Source organism: Enterococcus caccae ATCC BAA-1240, from assembly GCF_000407145.1.
GTDB lineage: Bacteria > Bacillota > Bacilli > Lactobacillales > Enterococcaceae > Enterococcus_L > Enterococcus_L caccae.
In genome coordinates, this window is record NZ_KE136472.1 from 995,676 (window position 1) to 1,010,977 (window position 15,302).

Consider the following 15,302-nt stretch of genomic DNA (forward strand, 5'->3'; position numbering starts at 1 on the left):
ACTTGCATAAAAACAATCGTGTGTTATACTAATCACATAAAGCTGTTACAATAGATTTCAGCATACTAAGGAGGCCCACAATGGAGCAATGGAAAGGCTTTAAAGGCGACAAATGGAAAAAATCAGTAGACACACGTGATTTTATTCAAAGAAACTACACTGAATACACAGGTGATGATTCATTCCTAGAACCAATCGCGCCAAGCACAGACAAATTATGGACAAAATTACAGGAATTATTTGAAGTACAACACGAAAAAAATGGTGTCTATGATATGGACAACAACATTCCTGCAACAATTACATCTCATGAACCTGGATATTTGATTAAAGAAGAAGAAACAATCGTTGGTTTACAAACAGATGTGCCATTGAAACAAGCATTCATGCCATTTGGTGGTATCAATATGGCAAATAATTCTCTAACTTCAAATGGTTACGAAGTAGACGCCGATATGTCTAAAATCTTTACTGAGTGGAGAAAGACACATAACCAAGGTGTTTTCGATGCTTATACACCAGAGATGAGAGCTGCTCGTAAAAATAAAATCATCACAGGTCTTCCAGATGCTTATGGTCGTGGCCGTATCATCGGTGACTACCGTCGTATTGCATTATACGGAATGGACTTCTTGATCGCCGAGAAGAAAAAAGATTTAAGCAACACTGGTAACAAAGTAATGACAGACGATGTTATTCGTTTAAGAGAAGAAATCTCTGAACAAATCAGAGCAATGGCTGATCTTAAAGAAATGGCTTCAACATACGGTTTTGATATTTCTAAACCAGCTGAAAATGCAAAAGAAGCGATCCAATGGTTATACTTCGGTTACCTAGGTGCAATCAAATCACAAAACGGTGCAGCAATGTCTATCGGACGTATTTCAGCATTCTTAGATATCTATATTCAACGTGATTTAGAAGCTGGATTGATCACTGAATTTGAAGCACAAGAAATGATTGACCACTTGATCATGAAATTACGTATGGTTAAATTCGCTCGTACACCAGAATATAACCAATTATTCTCAGGTTATCCAATTTGGGCGACATTATCGATCGCTGGTATGGGCTTAGATGGCCGTTCATTAGTGACTAAGAGCGATTTCCGTATCTTACACACATTAACAAACATGGGACCGTCTCCAGAACCAAACTTAACTGTGTTATATTCTTCACATTTACCAGTTGGATTCAGAACATTTGCTTCTAAAATCGCGAAACAAAGTTCATCTATCCAATTTGAAAATGACGACTTATTACGTGCTAACTGGGGATCAGATGACTGTGCAATTGCATGTTGTGTATCTGCAACAGTTATGGGTAAAGATATGCAATTCTTCGGTGCTCGTGCGAACTTAGCAAAAGCTGTTCTTTATGCAATCAACGGTGGAGTAGACGAAAAAACGAAGATGCAAGTAGCACCTAAATTCCGTCCTATGACTGGAGATACATTGGACTACAATGAATTCATCGATCGTTATAAAGACATCATGGACTGGTTAGCTGAATTGTATGTAAATACTTTAAACGTTATCCACTATATGCATGATAAATATTCTTATGAAGCAGCTCAATTGGCCTTCATGGAAAGTAACTTACAACGTACATTTGCTACTGGTATTGCAGGGATTTCACATGCTGCTGACTCAGTAATGGCAATCAAACATGGTAATGTACAAGTTATCCGTGACGAAGATGGTTTAGCAATTGACTATGTTCCTCAAAATGAGTTCCCAACTTATGGTAACGACAATGAAGAAGCAGATGCAATGGCTAACTGGATCCTTGAGTACTTCATGACTCAAATCAGACGTCAACACACATACCGTAATGCGAAACCTACAACATCATTATTAACAATCACTTCAAACGTTGTTTATGGTAAAGCAACTGGTAATACACCAGACGGACGTCGTGCGGGTAAACCATTAGCACCAGGTGCTAACCCAAGTTATCAAGATGGTAAATTCTTAGGTGAGAAAAATGGTCTTTTAGCATCACTTAACTCAACAGCTAGATTAGAATATACAAGTGCATTAGATGGAATCTCTAATACACAAACAATCAACCCTAATGGTTTAGGTAAAGATGATGATACAAGAATCGACAACTTACGTAACGTAATGGATGGCTACTTTGATAAAGGTGGTTACCACTTGAACGTTAACGTGTTCACAAACGAATTATTATTAGATGCACAAGCTCATCCAGAAAAATACCCTAACTTAACAATCCGTGTATCTGGATATGCCGTGAAATTCCGTGATTTAACTCCTGAGCAACAAGCAGACGTTATCTCAAGAACTTCACACGACAGACTATAATAAACAAACAACTGAAGGGTTGACCTCGTGTCAGCCCTTTTTTTAAAAGAAATGAGGAACAAAAAATGACAACTCCTGTTATCGGTAGAATCCACTCTACAGAAAATTTTGGGACCGTTGATGGCCCCGGCGTTCGATTTATTGTCTTTACACAAGGTTGCCGTATGCGTTGTCAATTTTGTCATAACCCAGACACTTGGAAAATTGGTTTTGGCGGACGCGAAGTTACAACAGATGAAGTTTTAGATGAAGCAATCAAGTATCGTTCTTATTGGGGCGAAAAAGGTGGCATCACCGTCAGCGGTGGCGAACCGTTACTTCAATTAGAATTTTTAACTGACTTATTCAAAAAAGCCAAAGAAAAAGGAATACATACAACAATCGATACTTGTGGCAAACCATTCACGAGAGAAGAACCTTTCTTTAGCCAATTTCAAGAACTGATGAATTACACTGATTTATTATTATTTGATATCAAACACATTGATAATGAACAGCACAAATTACTGACTTCATTAGGAAATGAAAATATTTTAGAAATGGCCCAATATCTTTCTGAAATTGGTAAACCGGTTTGGATTCGTCACGTTTTAGTTCCAGAGCGTAGTGACTACGATGAGTATTTAATCCGTTTAGATACTTTTATTAAAACATTGAAAAACGTCGATAAAGTTGAAGTATTGCCGTATCATACAATGGGCAAATATAAATGGGATGAATTAGGCCTAGAATATCCACTTAATGGTATCGAACCGCCTAAAGAAGACCGTGTAGAAAATGCTAAAAAACTACTTCACGTCAATGACTATCAAGGTTTTGCGACAAGATAGTTTATAAAAATAGAAAAGAGCGGCAATTATTGTTGTTTCTTTTCTATTTTTTGTTATTATTAGTAATGAAGAAAAAAGAAGGAGTGAACTATTTTTATGTCAAAAATTCTTGTTTTTGGACACCAAAATCCTGATACAGATGCAATTGGAGCTGCAATCAGCTTTGCATACTTACAAAAAGAACTAGGTAAAGATACAGAAGCTGTAGCATTAGGTGCACCAAGCGAAGAAACTCAATATGCACTAGATTACTTTAATGTGGATGCACCACGAATCGTAGAAAGCGCTGCTAATGAAACAAAACAAGTCATGCTTGTAGATCACAACGAATTCCAACAAAGTATTGCTGATATTGCAGAACTAAATATCCTCGCTGTAGTCGATCACCACCGTATCGCTAACTTTGAGACAGCTGATCCATTATACTACCGTGCAGAACCTGTAGGCTGTACAAGTACAATCGTTTTAAAGATGTTTAAAGAAAACAATGTCACTATTCCTAAGCAAATTGCTGGGATGATGGTGTCAGCGATCATTTCAGATACGTTGTTATTCAAATCACCAACATGCACACAAGAAGATATCGATGCAGCAAATGAATTAGCAGATATCGCAGAAATCAACTTAGACGGCTATGGTTTAGATATGTTAAAAGCGGGTACAAATTTAAGTGATAAATCTGCTGAAACGTTATTAGATTTAGATGCTAAAAGCTTCCCAATGGGAGATAAAAACGTTCGTATTGCACAAGTCAACACAGTTGACCTAAACGAAGTATTAGACCGTCAGGCAGAGCTAGAAGTAGCAATGAATAATGCAAACTCAGCGAATGGATATGACTTATTCGTCTTGATCATCACAAATATTTTAAATAGTGATTCTGAATTATTAGTGATTGGAGATTCATTAGATAAAGTAGAAGCAGCATTTAAAGTGAAACTAGATAATAACCGTGCATTTTTAAATGGGGTTGTTTCTCGTAAAAAGCAAGTTGTCCCTCAATTAACGGAAGCATTTAGTTAAAAACTATACATCTGATTTAGCAACTTAATAAACTACAGGTGGTGTTTTAATGACTCCACCTGTAGTTTTTATTTTTATCTAGGTTAAAGAAAGAGTGATCTTATCGTGAAAAATACAACCTACTATTTTACAACGAACAAAAATGAAACAGAGTTAAGTAACTTGATTTTAGATCCATTATTCAAAAAAATAGTGGATTATCTTTCTGAGCACAAAGAGCAAGAAGTCATATTACGTCAAATAAAAGCCGATATTTCAACAGAAAATAATTTAGAATTATATTTGGATAAGTTAATCAAATATGGTCTTCTTGAACGAAAAAATAGAAGATATTATTTAACATTTCCAATATATTCTATTGAAAAAACTATACAAGTTCCCGAATCAATATCCATTCAATTAAAAAATATTGTTCAAAAGAATACATCACAAGTCAATTTCTTTATATTGGGGGAATGGCTGTGGTCCTTGCTTTTTGAAGAAGAGCAAGATGGTTACTTTTTCGGTATTAAATCTGTGCCAGCGTCTTTACCACTCTATCGCAAAAGGGAAGAGGGGAATGATACATTACGATTTGTGTCCGTTTATCAAGAAAATCAGATTCCGTTTGACTTGGCCAATTATTTCCATTTACTTTCGAGAAGAGGAGAGCTACCGGAACATTTTAAACCCTTACAAGACATACTTGGTGATGTGGATATCCATTATTTTATAGCTCAAGTTCAAAAAGTACTTCGTTCAGTTAAGCGAAATCCTTCAAAGATAAGAAGACCAAATATTTTTGAAGAGGCTTTGATAACAACAAATGACTTAATCAGAAATACTGAAGGAGAATTATTCCTAGAAGCAACTTGTCTAGAAGATGATAAACTTTCAGAAGAAAACCAACATACTCTAGATAAACTAGAAACAGAATTGAGGTTGTTATGGGAGACTATTGACGATCAGAATCAACGTGCATTCTATAAGATGCAAGTATATAGCATTTTGTTTAGCACATGTTTTCCAAAACAAAACCAAATTCGTTACTTTAAACAGTAAGTCACTATAATTATATTATGTAAACTTATATACTAATTAAACAACGTCCTTCATTTTTAATAAATCAAGAGACGTTGTTTAATCAATTATTTCTTTTGCGCACTTTCTTTGTCCAAAAACCTCCGGAGATAAACTTAGGTTCATATGAAATGATAAATGCTCTAGGTTCTTTTTCATTGATTAGTTTATACAGGCTACGTTCATTTTTACGTGGAGATAAAATTTCTAATATCATCCGTTCACCTTCACGGCCAGCACCAAAACTTTGCGTGACACCATAGCCATGATCTCTTAGTATTTCTGGCAGATTGAGTTGCTCAGTGGAAGAGGGTAGGATAGCCGTTACCATAATATAACCTAGCGCTAAATAATCTTCAATTTTGATTCCAACACTAATACCTACTGCATAACCCAGTGCATACACAATCAAATTTAGTGGATTATCCAAGCGGTTTAGTACCATGCTAAGCCCTAACACATAAATCGTTATCTCTGCCATACTAACTAAGGGCGCAATCAAACGATAACCTTTCATAGTCAGCATAAAACGAATTGTATTCAATGTGATATAAGAAAAATTAACCACAAAGATAGTTATTAACATTTTGATATCCATTTTAATAATACCTCTTTTCAATTAACGATATCAGCATATTATAGTACAACATTATGAGAATTAAAATAGTGAATATCAAAATATAAATATAATTTTGATTTAGACAGTGTACACAACGGCTTTTTTGTTTAAGCGATGTTATTTGTTGGATGAATCTATGGTTTTTGCTATAATCACTATATTACGTATTTTAAGGGAGACATGAAATCGGATGAGAATTTTTATCATCATACTTTTGGTATTATTGTTATTAAATACCACTGCAGCACTTATTACTGTTTTTAGAAAACCACGTAGCATTTCAAGTGTTTTAGCCTGGATTATGACTTTATTATTTTTACCAGGAATCGGCTTTATTATTTACCTTTTTTGCGGTAGAGGTATCAATGGGCAAAAAGTGTTCAATCTGACTGCTTACGATAAAGAAAAAATTACTGAAATCAAGAAAATGGTTGACGAAGACAATCTAAAATCAGACGGAAAATTGGATATCAATTTATTAACTGATGCACGTGTATTGAATAAATACTTTAGAAATATGGATTCTTCACCATTAAGTAAACGAAACAGCCTGGAAATATATACAGATGGAAAAGAAAAGTTTGATGCCTTATTTGACGATATCCGTCAGGCTAAAGAAACCATTCATGTTGAATATTATTCCTTTTTTAACGATCATATCGGGAATCAGTTTTTAGATTTATTAGGGGAGAAAGTTAAAGAAGGGGTATCCGTTCATTTGATTTATGACCCTTGGGGCTCTCCAGGAGCAAACAAAAAGTTCTTTTCAGGATTCGTTGCTTTAGGAGGAAAAGTAGCACCTTTTATTACCTCAAAAAACATGATCAGCAAAACACGTTTAAACTATCACTTACATCGGAAAATCGTCGTAATAGACGGGAAGATAGGGTGGACTGGCGGATTTAATGTTGGTGATCAATATTTAGGGGAAAGTAAGAAGTTCGGTTATTGGAGAGATACACATATCCGTTTGGTGGGCACGTCTGTTTTCTCATTACAGGAGATTTTTATTATGGATTGGAACGCTTCTGTACAGCATGTTTCACAAAAAATGGATTATTTAGAAAACTATTTCCAAATTGCTGAAGACAACAAACTTGGAAATTTAGCCTTACAGGTGGTTTCTGACGGACCGGACTCTGAAGAAGAAATCTTAAAAAGCGGTTTTATAAAAATGATTTTATCTGCTGAAAAATCGGTTTGGATTCAAACACCTTATTTAATACCAGATGACAGTATGATCAATGCATTGTTGATTGCTGTTCGATCTGGTATCGATGTGCGCATCATGATTCCGTGCATGCCAGACCATCCATTTATTTATCGTGCAACTCAGTATTATGCCAATTACCTACACAAAAGAGGTATCAAGATCTATATGTATCAAAATGGCTTCTTGCATGCTAAAACGATGATTATCGATAATGAAATCTGTATGGTCGGTACCACAAATCAGGATATTAGAAGTTATGCATTGAATTTTGAAGTAAGTACGTTTATTTATGATACAAGAATTGCTTGGAAGCTAACACAAATATTTGAACAAGATATGGCTCAAAGTAACTTGCTTACTGACAAGATCATACAAGAACAATCACATTGGTTACGGTTTAAGCAAAACTTTTCAAGATTATTATCACCGATATTATAGTAAAACTGCGAGTAGGCGAAATGTGCTGCTCGCAGTTTTTTATAGTTGGGAGATGAGGTTTATTAATTCTATATTCTAGTTAACATAATATACATTATACAAAGTAGTTTTTAAACTGCAAAATATGAATCGATTTATATGTTTTGTCCTTATACTTAATAAACTCTATTGTGATTCTAAAAATGCACTAATTTCGTTCGTTACTTTTTCACGCTCATCTAGTTGCAAATTATGACCAGCGTTTTCTAACAGAATCAAAACTCCTTTCGAAAAGTCTTTTTGATTTTCGAGCATGCCTTTAGAGTCGTTAATTTCATCTTGTTCACCTAAAATAATCAACACTTCACAATTGACAGCTTCACCAAAAAGACTTCTTCGAAACTGGATGAATGACCATTCTCCTAAAAGACTTTTGAAATCCATAACCTCTTTTAGAAAGTCTTTTAGGGATTTCTGAAGCATAGTTTTCAGATCCGTTTTTAGTGATCTTAACAGCTTTGTTTTTGCGTTTTCCGAAAAGGGTTTTATCTTCAACTCCAAAACATGCCGATTTTCCTTTGAGTCTTTTTGGCAATCACCTTTGACCAAAAACAGCCTTCACTACAAATGCTAATAAGAAATCCATTTTACTCTTTAGTCTGAAGAGACTCTTCAACAGGACCTTCAACATCTCTGTGGTCAATAGAAAAGCCGTGGATAATTGGTAACGGATCCCCATGACCAACAACTGTATAATATATTTTTGCAATCTCATTAGAACAATACATTTCTCTCTCCCCTCTCTCGTTAACGTTGAAAAAACTTTTTCATTTCTGATGTCTAATGAAGTATCTTTTTATATCATCTAACATAAAATTTTTGATTAAATTCACTTGATGTATATCAGTACCTTGTTTTAGAACATCTTTGCACTTAATAAATGACCAATTTGGTAAAGTTCTCCTAAATCTAGGGTCATTAGCATACACAACCCCATCGAGACCACTCCAGATGATGGCAGATGAGCATAATGGACAAGGTTCGAATGTTGAATATAACCAATAAGCAGTTGGTAAAATATCGGTTTTTAAAAACTTACATGCTGCTCTGATTGCATTGACTTCAGCATGTGCTGTTGGATCATTATTTTCGTGAATAGTCGTTTGACCAATAGTAACGATTTCCATTTCTTTATTTACAATTGCGGCATAAACAGAGTGTGTACTCCATTGCTTTTGGATTAACTCTGACATGATTCTAGTACTTGGATGCTAGTTCATCATCTGATTGTCCCTCTTTCACTTCAATTATTTGTTTAGTTAACTAAAAGTTTTTTTCACGAACTAATTGTTTTTCCAAGCTCAGCTAATTGCGAAAGAATTGGAAATAAAAGTTGCGTTTTTTCTGTCGTATAATATTCCACATGAGGAGGAACAGTTTTTTTGTCGATCCGTTTGATAAATTTATGCTCAGCTAAACTTTTTAAACATCTAATTAAAGCGACATTTGTGACGCCAGGTATGTTTCGCTTCAGTTGGTTAAATCGAATACCTTCATCATTCAATATTTGCCACAATATTTCTAGTTTCCATTTCCCACCTAAAATATTCATTATGTTACTTATAGCACAGTTTTTTTCTTCGTTCATAAATTCAAAAACTCCTTTTTAAATCAAAAATATCTAGGTAACAAAAATGTTAGTACTAGTATCTTTGTTTCCATTATTATAATATCAATACATATCAAATAAAAGCATAAATTTGATACAAAAAACTCGACGAAGGAAGTGCAATATATGTCAACAACATTTCGTAATTTACAAATAGGAATAAATCCTGTTAACTTTGAAAAAAGTAAAACATTTTATGAAGAGATTCTTGAGTTACCCTACATTGGTGTTTTAGAGACAAATGGTATCTCGCTTCACCGATTCTCTATTGATGGTTCGATTTTGAAACTCTTGGAAGATGGAATCGGCAGTGTAGAAAAGAATCCTTTGGGAGGACCAACAGCAGCGACTGGTTTACGCTGGTTAACTGTAACTGTTAACGATTTAGATAGGCTGTTTGAAAAAGTTTCAAACGCTGGAATTCCTGTTGTTGCTCCAATTTCTAGTGATGAAAATGGAGTTCGGTTTGCTATAGTAGAAGATCCAGATGGTATTTGGGTCGAACTTCTTGATCGCTAAAATAAAAAACCAATTGCTAAAAAATATTTAGCAATTGGTTTTTTACTATAAAATTATTGTTCATTCTTCATAGCTGCTAGTGCAGCTGTGTTGATAATATTCCAAGGTTTGTCAAACGATGGTTGGAAGAAGAAATCAGCATAGGCTAAATCTTCGATTGTCATTTTCGCTTTGATTGCTAAAGAAATAGCATTGATGTTTGCAGTTAAGTCTGCTTTTGACATCAATTGTGCCCCTAATATTTGTGTTGTTTCGGGATCATATACAAGTTTGAACCAAGCTTTTTGTTTGTCTGGATTGAAATCCATTAAATAATCTTCCACAACTAAGGCTGATTTCGTTGTTTTATTTAATTTTTTGGCCATTTCTTCATTGATACCAGTAGAGGCGAATTTGTAGTCGAAAACGGCTAGACCTGATGAACCTTGAATACCTGGGAATGGCTTTACAGGACCATTTAAATTTTTCACTGCAAACCGACCTTGTTTTCTTGCGTTTGTTGCTAACGCAATATTAACTTCTGTTTCACCTGGATTATATTTGATCATTGTCGCATCTCCTACAGCAAAAACGTCTGGAGCACTTGTTTGCATGTACTCATCCGTTTTAATCAGCCCGTTAGGATGTAACTCTAATGTATCTTTTAACCAACCCGTATTAGGACGAACACCAACTGCTACAACAACAAGATCAGTATCGTATTCCGCTTTATCTGTTACAACTTTTTGAACATGTCCTTCACCTTTATAACTTTGAACAGTTTCATTAGTCACTACGTTGATATTGTTAGCTTCCATTTCTTCTGTCAAAACATCTGTGAATTCTTTATCTAAATACACACCTAAAGGTCGATCTAAAATATCGATCACTGTTACTTTTTTACCAGCTTTAGCAAATGACTCAGCTGCTTCTATACCAATATAGCCGCTTCCAATTACGACAACATTGTTCACTTCAGGATCAACCGTTTTTGCCTTTAATTTGATAGCCCATTTTCTGCCACGCATCAAATAAATATTTTCTAAATCTTTTCCTGGGACGTTTAATTCAAACGGAACCGCTCCTGGACTGATGATCAGTTTGTCATAAGATTCGACGCGCTCCTCACCTGATAATAAATCTTTAACTACTACTTGATGGCTCTCAGGTTTGATTTCGGTGATTTCAGTATTCGAGAAGACATTGACTCCTCTACTCTCCATCTTTTCACCTGTCATATATCGAACGGAATTGACATCTTTTACCTTACCTTCTAAATAAAGCTGCATGCCACATGATAAGAAAGAAATAAAATCTCCTTTTTCATACCACTGAATCTCTGCATCTGGATGTATATTTAATAATTCCTCAACTGCTTCGTAACCTCCGTGCGATGAACCTAAAACTATTACTTTCATTTCATATTCCTCCTATATTCTTTATTATATAATAAAGAGTATCATATAATTGTGGATGATTACAAGTTTTTCCGCTCATTATTCTCAATTAACTAAAATAATTGAGAATAATAAGCAATTGTTTCATTTGTATTCTTTACATATTGTTTTTGTATCACTATATTTATTTGATTTTCTCATATTTGTTGCATACTCAGTTTTTTGGTCCAAGTGACAAGCGTTCCCAAGCTTAGTTTACATAAACATATTATGATAAACTATGTTGATTAGACATAATAAAAAGCCAACTATAAACAATTGAATCTGTTCATAGTTGGCTTTAAAATCAGATTATTTAAAAATAGTCACTTCTTTTTTTACTTCAACAGTAATTTTGCCATTCTTAATGACGTAATTTCTTTCTGGGATATCAATTATCGCATCAGCTTTTACTTTCGTGTCTAACAACACAAGGTCAGCATTATCCCCTACTTGAAGGCCATAATGTTGAAGCCCTAGAGCTTTAGCCGGATTGTCTGTAATCATAGGTAAGACAGTTGGCAAATCATCTGCTCCGCCTAAATGCCCCACAGGAATCGCTAACATTGCAATTTGCATTAAATCGCCATTTCCATAAGGAGTAAACGCATTACGAATATTATTGGTAGCTAGGCAGACATTCACGCCAACATCACGAAGTTTTCTGATTGGTGTTACCGCTCTTCTCACATTATATAGATCATTTCTAGCGCCTAAATGTAAATCTGTAGCAGGTAAAGCCATAACACTGATTTGTGCTTCAGCCATCAAGGCAATAATTTCATTTAGTCGTTCAGGTTCCAATGCGTGAAGCGCAGTCAAATGTCCAACAGAAACTCTGCCATGATAGTTTTCTGCAATTGTCTTTTTACATAGATACTCAATCGAAATATCTGTTGCTTCATCACTGAAGTCTTGATGAAGATCAATGTCTTTATCATATTTTTTTGCAATTTCAAAAACTAAATCGATATGTTTATCTGCTGGTGCATCATTGTAAGGAATCCCCCCGACAACATCTGCACCCATTTCCATTGCTTCATACATCATTTTTTCAGTCCCAGGAGCTTTAAAAATCCCTTCTTGAGGAAACGCAACGATTTGCATATCGATCAAATCTCGATATTCTTCTTTTAATTTCATAATTGTTTTAAACCCCGAAAAACCTTGTGCAGGATCAAATTCTGCATGGGTTCTCACTGCTGTCACACCGTGAGAAATAATCATTTCCAAAGCTCTTTTTGCCCGTGCGTAAATGTCCTCTTCTGTAAATGTGGGTTTCAATTCAGCTGTAACACTAATAGCTTCTTGTAAAGTTCCAGACTTATTTGGTTTTCTATCTGCAATCAGTGCTTTATCTAAGTGAATATGACTTTCTACTAATCCGGGAATCAATACCCGACCTTGAGCCTCGATCACAGTAACTGAATTCTCAGTTATACTTTCTGAAATTGCAACGATTTTCCCATCTTTAATTCCAACATCCTGCAACGCTTCTCCATCACTTAATCTTGCTTGTTTAATTAAAATATCCATTCTTGAACACCCTTTCTATTTTAAATAAAGAATCCAATTGCAATCAATACAACTGAAGCTAAACTGATCCATTTTACATTACCTTTTACCACATCTAAAATCGGAATTTGGAATCCAGATGATAAGGCTTGCATCGTGATATTAACAAAACTCATTTGGCTCCCTAGCCCTACTCCAACCGCAACTAATCCAAGTTCAATAGATGAAAAACCTAATGACACAGCTACAGGGAGAACAAGCGTTAACACGGAACCTACATAAGCACCCGCAGGAACACCGATTAAAATTCCTGTTAAAATCGCAACTGGAACCATGATCAACGTAGGAGCAGCACTTGCAATACCCGCAATAACAGCAAATGTACCTGTTTGAGCAATGATATTAATAAATGCTAAGAAAATACCCACTTGGAACAAACGTGTCAGAATATAAGTAGAACCATCCACCATGGCTTCTACAGACTGATTCAACGTGAAATCTGAACAAATAAAAATCAAAGCTAATGTCAAAACCATATAGACTAATGGTGTCAATAATGGGAATCCTACAAGATCATTGACCACAGGACCGAAAATTACAGCGAACAATAAAAAGATTGCAGGCAAAGTCAATTTAAATAATACCTTATTACTCATTTCCGCATATTCATCATCACTATTTTCTTTAAAACCAATATTTCGACGTTTTGTTCCCCAAAAAGCTAAAATAATAGCTAATGCACAAAAAAGTAACCAAATCGGACGCATATCTGAAACATATTTCGCTACACTGAAATCGCCTAATTTAGAAACGATACTAGACTCTAACGAAGCTGGTGAAGTCGTAAACGAAACAGCTGCTGCAAGAGACATCGCCGCAATCAGCTCAGGAACGGCCCCCACCGCTACAAATGCTAAAGGTGCGATAACCATTGCACTTCCGCCGCCAATACCTGACATATATGTCGCTGCAGCTAACAAAATCACAATAAAAGCTGAAACATATTCGACTTTTCCTTTTGTCCCACGTTTGGCAAGTGTTAATGCTGCTGAATAACCGCCTGACTTAAACACGGCCATCGCAATCGCGGAATTGATGATTGGAACAGTGATACCAAGCATCATTGGGATTGTTTCTAATAATTGTTTGTTTGCTTGTTCCAAACCAATACCGCCAATAACCATTGCTAAAACACCACCAACAAACCCAGCAATGATCATATCAACTTTCATAAATAATAAAACTAAAACTAAAATTAATGGAATAATTACGATAACCGCTTTTATTCCCGTAGGTGCTGTAATCGCATCAATCTCTTGTGCAAATACAGGTACAAATGAAAAAAGAAACAGTATTGAAAGTAGTAGCCCACTTAAAAATTTTTTAGGTATTTTCATCATTATTCCTCCAACTTTGATTAATTAAAATCTCTTCATTTTTAACAAGTAATAATTGCTCTTTTTAAACAAGTTATTTATTCTCGAATATAAACTATAATAAATAACCGTTTGTACCACAAAAATAGTGTCCCTTATTGCACCGTTTCTAATGCCTTGTTCTCCTTCCTTCTCCTTATAATACGTTTATTTTCTCAAAAAAGGAACAAGAATGCACTAATATTTTATAAGAATAAAAATATAAAGATACCGCTTTCGTTTTTGTATCTACAGTATTTATAAAAAAATTACTGAAACAAACTGAGGGGAACCATTTGCTTCAGTAATTCATATTTAAAACACTTTCCTTTACAACAATTCAGTCAAATCATAAGGTGTATTTTGATAGACTGCATAGTTTAACCAGTTAGAAAATAACAATGATGCAGCCATGTGCCATCGTAATTTTGGAGGTTCATCCAGATTATCATTCGGAAAATAATTTCTTGGCAGTTTAGGGTGAATTCCTTTTAATTGATCACGTTCAAATTCTTGTTGTAATGTTTCGCGATCATATTCTAAGTGTCCTGTTGCGTAAAATGCTCGATTATTTTTATTTCCAACTAAAAATATCCCAGCATCTTTTGATTCAACCAAAACTTCTAATGCTTCAACCTGATCCACATCATGCCTTTTAATACCGGTGTACCGTGAATGAGGGGCGAAAAATAAATCATCAAACCCTTTTAATATACTCCATGTCGGTGCCAACACATCATGAGCATAAATTCCTGTCAATTTTTGGTCTAATAGGTATTTATCAATTCTATGATGGTAATAGAGTCCAGCTTGTGCACCCCAACAAATATGGAATGTTGAAAATACATGAGACTTGCTCCACTCGAAAACCCCTTCCAACTCTTCCCAATAATCAACATCTTCAAACGGCATCTGCTCAACTGGTGCACCTGTGATAATCAAACCATCATAAAACTTATCTCTGACTTCTTTAAATCGATAGTAAAAACGGTTCAGGTGCTCACTTGATGTATTTTTTGCCTCATGACTACTCATATGCAAGAATTCAACATTGATTTGCAATGGCGTATTACTTAGCAATCTCAAAAGTTGAACTTCTGTTTCATTTTTTTTGGGCATTAAATTTAAAATTAAAATTTCTAAAGGACGAATATCTTGATGCATGGCACGATCTTCATCCATTACAAAAATGTTCTCTTTCCTTAATACTTTAATTGCAGGTAGTTCTTTTGGAACTCTAATCGGCATGCTTATATCCTCCCTTTCTATTTGTCTAAATTC

At 34.9% G+C, this 15,302-nt stretch carries 14 protein-coding genes; 6 read left to right on the plus strand and 8 right to left on the minus strand.

The features are described from left to right. The first annotated feature begins 80 nt into the window (after nucleotides 1–80). The 4 genes from pflB (at nucleotide 81) to I580_RS04455 (ending at nucleotide 5,221) form a co-directional block, all read left to right on the plus strand. A complete protein-coding gene (gene pflB, locus I580_RS04440) occupies nucleotides 81–2,327 on the plus strand; it encodes a formate C-acetyltransferase (protein ID WP_010772502.1) in 2,247 nt (748 codons plus the stop codon). Between the two features lie 65 nt (nucleotides 2,328–2,392). After that, entirely contained in the window at nucleotides 2,393–3,157 is a 765-nt protein-coding gene (pflA, locus tag I580_RS04445) for a pyruvate formate-lyase-activating protein (protein WP_010772501.1), read from the plus strand. Nucleotides 3,158–3,253: 96 nt separating this feature from the next. Further along, on the plus strand, nucleotides 3,254–4,180 hold the full coding sequence (locus I580_RS04450) for a manganese-dependent inorganic pyrophosphatase (RefSeq protein WP_010772500.1): 927 nt from the start codon (nucleotides 3,254–3,256) through the stop codon (nucleotides 4,178–4,180). Between the two features lie 105 nt (nucleotides 4,181–4,285). After that, a complete protein-coding gene (locus tag I580_RS04455) occupies nucleotides 4,286–5,221 on the plus strand; it encodes a DUF1803 domain-containing protein (protein WP_010772499.1) in 936 nt (311 codons plus the stop codon). A gap of 82 nt (nucleotides 5,222–5,303) precedes the next feature. On the opposite strand, the gene I580_RS04460 is transcribed toward I580_RS04455, so the two are convergent. Next, nucleotides 5,304–5,843, minus strand: a complete 540-nt coding sequence (locus tag I580_RS04460; RefSeq protein WP_143141657.1) for a DUF2179 domain-containing protein — start codon at nucleotides 5,841–5,843, stop codon at nucleotides 5,304–5,306. A gap of 205 nt (nucleotides 5,844–6,048) precedes the next feature. On the opposite strand from I580_RS04460, the gene cls reads away from it, so the two are divergent. Beyond that, nucleotides 6,049–7,509, plus strand: coding sequence for a cardiolipin synthase (gene cls / locus I580_RS04465; protein ID WP_010772497.1), 1,461 nt, complete (start codon nucleotides 6,049–6,051; stop codon nucleotides 7,507–7,509). A gap of 165 nt (nucleotides 7,510–7,674) precedes the next feature. On the opposite strand, the gene I580_RS04470 is transcribed toward cls, so the two are convergent. The 3 genes from I580_RS04470 to I580_RS04480 form a co-directional block, all read right to left on the minus strand. Continuing rightward, nucleotides 7,675–8,097 (minus strand): alpha/beta fold hydrolase, encoded by a 423-nt coding sequence (locus I580_RS04470; RefSeq protein WP_034860352.1) that lies wholly within the window; start codon nucleotides 8,095–8,097, stop codon nucleotides 7,675–7,677. Nucleotides 8,098–8,315: 218 nt separating this feature from the next. Then, nucleotides 8,316–8,741 carry a nucleoside deaminase gene (locus I580_RS16430; RefSeq protein WP_010772494.1) on the minus strand — a complete coding sequence of 142 codons (426 nt, stop codon included), beginning with the start codon at nucleotides 8,739–8,741 and terminating at the stop codon, nucleotides 8,316–8,318. A gap of 83 nt (nucleotides 8,742–8,824) precedes the next feature. Continuing rightward, on the minus strand, nucleotides 8,825–9,136 hold the full coding sequence (locus tag I580_RS04480; protein ID WP_010772493.1) for a winged helix-turn-helix transcriptional regulator: 312 nt from the start codon (nucleotides 9,134–9,136) through the stop codon (nucleotides 8,825–8,827). 147 nt (nucleotides 9,137–9,283) lie between these two features. Here I580_RS04480 and I580_RS04485 point away from each other — a divergent pair, with 147 nt between their 5' ends. After that, on the plus strand, nucleotides 9,284–9,676 hold the full coding sequence (locus I580_RS04485) for a VOC family protein (RefSeq protein ID WP_010772492.1): 393 nt from the start codon (nucleotides 9,284–9,286) through the stop codon (nucleotides 9,674–9,676). 53 nt (nucleotides 9,677–9,729) lie between these two features. Here I580_RS04485 and I580_RS04490 read toward each other — a convergent pair whose 3' ends face one another. The 4 genes from I580_RS04490 to metA all read right to left on the minus strand — a co-directional run bounded on the left by I580_RS04490 (nucleotide 9,730) and on the right by metA (nucleotide 15,269). Further along, nucleotides 9,730–11,073 (minus strand): FAD-dependent oxidoreductase, encoded by a 1,344-nt coding sequence (locus I580_RS04490; protein ID WP_010772491.1) that lies wholly within the window; start codon nucleotides 11,071–11,073, stop codon nucleotides 9,730–9,732. A gap of 330 nt (nucleotides 11,074–11,403) precedes the next feature. After that, the gene (locus tag I580_RS04495) at nucleotides 11,404–12,627 is read right to left on the minus strand and encodes an amidohydrolase family protein (RefSeq protein ID WP_010772490.1); all 1,224 of its coding nucleotides are present in this window, start codon (nucleotides 12,625–12,627) and stop codon (nucleotides 11,404–11,406) included. A 20-nt stretch (nucleotides 12,628–12,647) separates the two neighbouring features. After that, nucleotides 12,648–14,003, minus strand: a complete 1,356-nt coding sequence (locus I580_RS04500) for a hypothetical protein (protein ID WP_010772489.1) — start codon at nucleotides 14,001–14,003, stop codon at nucleotides 12,648–12,650. Between the two features lie 348 nt (nucleotides 14,004–14,351). After that, nucleotides 14,352–15,269: a homoserine O-acetyltransferase MetA gene (gene metA, locus I580_RS04505; RefSeq protein WP_010772488.1), complete on the minus strand. Its 918-nt coding sequence runs from the start codon at nucleotides 15,267–15,269 to the stop codon at nucleotides 14,352–14,354. Nucleotides 15,270–15,302: the final 33 nt, after the last annotated feature.